The organism is Natronospira sp. (assembly GCF_007134575.1).
GTDB lineage: Bacteria > Pseudomonadota > Gammaproteobacteria > Natronospirales > Natronospiraceae > Natronospira > Natronospira elongata.
The window spans coordinates 1-3777 of record NZ_SLKM01000049.1 but is presented as its reverse complement, the minus strand read 5'-3'; the positions used below and the strand labels follow the sequence as shown (position 1 = coordinate 3777).

The 3777-nt window shown below is 66.1% G+C and carries 5 protein-coding genes; 4 read left to right on the top strand and 1 reads right to left on the bottom strand.

What is annotated here, in order from left to right:
• Positions 1 to 718: CRISPR-associated ring nuclease Csm6 (gene csm6, locus ACJWXQ_RS01890; protein ID WP_406672037.1), on the bottom strand; the 718-nt coding region annotated here is incomplete at its 3' end.
• Positions 719 to 985: 267 nt separating this feature from the next.
• Between csm6 and ACJWXQ_RS01885 the strand changes: the two genes are divergently transcribed.
• The 4 genes from ACJWXQ_RS01885 to ACJWXQ_RS01870 all read left to right on the top strand — a co-directional run.
• A complete protein-coding gene (locus tag ACJWXQ_RS01885) occupies positions 986 to 1333 on the top strand; it encodes a hypothetical protein (protein WP_019627871.1) in 348 nt (115 codons plus the stop codon).
• 248 nt (positions 1334 to 1581) lie between these two features.
• A complete protein-coding gene (locus ACJWXQ_RS01880) occupies positions 1582 to 2070 on the top strand; it encodes an NfeD family protein (protein WP_019627872.1) in 489 nt (162 codons plus the stop codon).
• An 18-nt stretch (positions 2071 to 2088) separates the two neighbouring features.
• Complete coding sequence (locus ACJWXQ_RS01875; RefSeq protein ID WP_406672036.1) at positions 2089 to 3081, top strand: SPFH domain-containing protein; 993 nt, start codon at positions 2089 to 2091, stop codon at positions 3079 to 3081.
• Positions 3082 to 3264: 183 nt separating this feature from the next.
• Positions 3265 to 3777, top strand: a 513-nt coding sequence (locus tag ACJWXQ_RS01870; RefSeq protein ID WP_406672035.1) for a hypothetical protein, incomplete at its 3' end; no start/stop codon positions are given.

Below are 3777 nucleotides of genomic sequence, written 5' to 3'. Positions count from 1 at the left end.
GTGACTTGAGGCTGTCCTGGGCACGGCGGACCGCCTCGGAGAACCCGGCGCCTTCGCGCACCAGCAGGTCGGGCAGGCCGTCGCGCATGCGCACAAACGGGATGTGCGCCAAGGTGATCTCGGCGTTGTCGGTGTGGATCGGCCGCTGGTCGCGGGTGTACAGCACCTGCGGCCGCCGCGGCGGATAGAAGAACTGGTAGTGCCCTTCGAACGGGGCGGACACCAGCACGTGCGAGAGCTCGTCCTGCTCGCGCCCGAACAGCGACAGGGCGTAGCCGAGATAGTAGCCCATGGTCTTGCGTCCGCCCGCGATGGAGGCATGCAGGCGCTGCTGCGGGTCGACGGTCAGGCGGCGCACGAGGTCCACGATGAGGTCGGCGGCGGCTTCGTTGTGTGACGGGTCGCGGATGTCGTCCAGCGGCCGGCCTTCTTGATCGCGAACCACGTGGATGGTGTCGGCGCCGAATGCGATGCGTCCCGGGTCCAGGTCGTAATCCGCGCACAGGCGATAGAAATGACCCTCGGAGGGGTCGAGCAGGGTCAGGCGGGCCCGCTCGGCCCCTTCGCTGGTCGTGACCACGTGGATGGCGTCGGGCACGAAGGCTGGCTGGCGCTGCACGGCCAGCCCGTACAGGGTCTCGGTGATCACCTGGGGTGCGAGCCCGGCGACGCACAGCAGTACATTGCGAGTGGGTGGGGATGGTCTGTGGTTGTCCATGACCAGACGGTTTCCATTGGTTGAATCGGAAAGGGTGTCGTTGCTCGGGTGTTTCCGGGGTCGCCCATTCTGGCTGACGACAGGCCGGGACCGAGCCGCTTCGTCCGGCGCGCAGCCGTGTTCTGACGGGCGGGCGGCCCCAGCGCCGAGCGTGATGATCGCACCTGCCGGCCGAGGCGTTCACCCCGACAAGCTTGTCGGTCGCCCCATCTGGAGGGGTGGCCGGTACAGTCTGCCGGACACAACGGACACCAGCAGGAGCAACCCGTGGACCATTCCAACGACAATGTACCGCGCACCTTCATCGCGGCCCTCCATCGTGTGCTGACCTTCCGGCCCAGCCATCCCCTGCATCGGGCGGTGCTGCTGGCGGTCGGGGGGCTGATGGCCTGGGCGGTCGTGGTGGACGGTGGGGATGCCCCGGGGCTGTCTCTCGCGGTTGGCCTCTGGTCCCTCTGGACCTCGATGGCGATGAACCCGGATGCGGCCTGGCGACGCGATGTGGACGTCTGGGCCCATTTCCTGGTCCCGGCGTTCTATCAGGTCCTGGCGGCGGGCGTGCTGGCCATCGGCGTCCTGCACGCGCTGGTCTGGGGCTGGCCCGTCGGGTTTTGACCTCGTACACCCGCAGCGTGTAGCGGCCCTGGCCGAGCAGGTTCGACTCGACCAGCGATTCGTTTACCCATGGCTCCCGGTCTTGTTGCGTGGTTCCGTGCTGGCTCCGCCCGTGGGGTTGGACGCGTTGCCCTGTTGGGTATTGCAAAGGGGCGGAATGTGAGAGGGTGAGCGCGAAAAATGCAGGGTCGATCACGCCCGGCTCACTGGAAGGGCCTTGAACGGCGCGCCTCAAGGAGACTGATGCTATGGAAGCAACCCCCTGGATTCTCTCACTGGACCCCTGGCAATACTGGCTGATCCTGGCCGTCACCATTCTGGTGCTGGACCTGCTGTTGTTCGGCGGACTGATGTCCGGCGGTGGCGGGGTCACGCTGATCCTGGCCGGTGGCGCCTTCGGGGCGATCATCCCGGCCGCATTCGGGGCCGACATGGCGGGCCAGATTCTCGGCGGGATCGCCGGCATGATCGTGATGGGGGTGTTCGTCTTCTGGGTCGGGCGGCGCTGGGTGCGCGGGGATGACCGCAACCTGGAAGGCCAGGACGTTCGCGCCGGGCGTGAGGTCCTGCAAATCGAAGACCGCGACGGCCGCTTGGGGGTGACCCTGCTCGGCGACTTCTATCCCGTCCGCCCGGAATCGGCGGACTACGCTTTGAGCGAAGGTGAACGCGTGCGTCTCATTCGTTTCGAGGGCATCACGGCGATCGTGAGCCCGCAAGTGCACAGCCACGCATAACCGCAAAGGAAGGCGACAATGGAAGGACTTGTAATGTTTCTCGTGCTGGCCGTTCTGGTCGGCGTATTCCTCAGCATGGGGATCACCATGATCCCGCAGCGCCGGGCGATGGTGATCGAGCGCCTGGGCAAGTTTCACCGAGTGCTGAACCCGGGCCTGAACCTGATCATCCCGTTCATCGATCAGCCGCGGCCGATCACCATCCTCCAGTTCAAGGGGACGGATAAGCTCGTGCGCACCGAGACCAAGATCGACATGCGCGAGATCCTGCTCGACTTCCCGCAGCAGGCGGTGGTCACCAGGGACAACGTCGGTGTGACGATTGATGGGGTGATCTACTACCAGATCATGGACCCCCAATCGGCCGTGTATGGCGCCGAGAACCTGGTGCTGGCCATTCAGACCCTCGCTCAGACTACCCTGCGCTCCGAGATCGGCAAGATGGAGCTGGACGACATCTTCGAGAACCGCGAGACCATCAACAAGCAGATGGAGGCGGTCATGGACGAGGCCGGGCAGAAGTGGGGCCTCAAGGTGAACCGGGTCGAGATCCGCGACATCTCCATGCCGGAAGACATCGTGCAGGCGATGAACCAGCAGATGGTTGCGGAACGCACCCGCCGTGCCACTGTGCGCGAAGCCGAGGGCTACAAGGAGGCGGAAATCCGCCGTGCCGAAGGGGATCGCGACGCGGCGATCGCACGCGCCGAGGGCGACAAGCAAGAGGCGGTGCTGCGCGCCCAGGGCGAGCGCGAGGCCATCCAGCTGATCGTGGATAGCCTGAAGGAGCATCCGGAAGGCGCCAAGGCCGGGGTCAACTACCTGATCGCCCAGCGCTACATCGGCATGCTGCCGGAGCTGGCGAAGGATGGCGACCGCGTGTTCGTGCCGATGGAGGGCACCGCCTTGCTGTCGAGCCTGGGTGGCATGCGCGATCTGTTCGGGCCCGGTGCGATGGGGGCGGTGGACGCCGTTGGCGGTTCGGCCCCGGCGGCGACTGGGTCCGGTTAGAACGAACCGCCCATATCGTCCGAGAAAGCCCGTCCGGGTGCCGATCCGGGCGGGCTTTCTTGTGCCGGGTGTTCTCCCGAGCGTGGGCCGTTCGAGTGGTTGGCGTATTCCTCCCGAGTAGGTAGGCTCGCGCCGCTCCGCATGAAGCGGGGTTTCATCAACAACAATAAGGATAGCTGCAAGATGAAGAAGAAGCTCTTGTTCGTTCTCGCCTCCAGTATGGTGCTGGGCGGTTGCATGGCCACGCCGGCTCCGGTGGGTCCGGGTGCTGGTTCGGTGGTGGGGGCGATTGGCGCCATGGCCAACCGAGGCAACGCCGAACGCCAGCTGGAACAGGCTCAGCGTGAGGCCGAATTGGCCGCCCGCCAGGAAGCGGGTCAGGAAATCGATGTCGCGATCCCCGCGACCGTGGGTGATGACCCGCAGGCGCAAGCGGCGCATGCGGCGATTGCCGCCGGTGTGGACTCCATGGATGGATCGGCCGCTGCACGCAGTGGCGCAGCGATTGGGCAGCGCGGGCCTTCTGCCGCGATGGCCGGCAACCTTGGGGCCGCGGCGTCCGGGGCGAGTGCCGGGATGGCTATGGGCGCGATGGGCGCCGGTACCGGTGCGCTCTTCAACGCCATGTCGGGCGAGTCGTCGATTTCCTACGAGGACATCCAGGCTATGAACATCGGCATCCAGAAGGGCGAGGAG

What these genes read in the sequence shown, in the direction of transcription:
- ACJWXQ_RS01880 (WP_019627872.1), top strand. Translation starts at nt 1,582, where the DNA reads ATGGAAGCAACCCCCTGGATTCTCTCACTGGACCCCTGGCAATACTGG.
- ACJWXQ_RS01875 (WP_406672036.1), top strand. Translation starts at nt 2,089, where the DNA reads ATGGAAGGACTTGTAATGTTTCTCGTGCTGGCCGTTCTGGTCGGCGTA.